The following is a 224-nucleotide window of genomic DNA, read 5'->3' on the forward strand; positions in this document are numbered from 1 at the left end:
GCCTGTGGAAACAATGGAAATTACCTAAAACGAGAGTGAGAAAACTGATTGGATTAGGTGTGGACATCCATAAAGCATTCGAATGGGGAAACAGTAGAAAAGGCTTTTGGCGAATCGCCAAAAGCCCAATCCTACATAAAACACTTGGGAATGCATATTGGCAAAACCAAGGTCTTAAAAGTCTATTTCAAAGATATGAATTTATACGTCAGACTTAATTTGAA

General features: G+C 37.5%; 1 pseudogene. It reads left to right on the plus strand.

The features are described 5' to 3' along the window. Positions 1 to 218: pseudogene (locus tag COC46_RS22475) on the plus strand (group II intron reverse transcriptase/maturase); the annotation flags it as partial. Positions 219 to 224 lie beyond the last annotated feature (6 nt).

This window comes from Bacillus sp. AFS041924, from assembly GCF_002577195.1.
In the GTDB taxonomy this organism is placed as follows: Bacteria; Bacillota; Bacilli; order Bacillales; family Bacillaceae_G; genus Gottfriedia.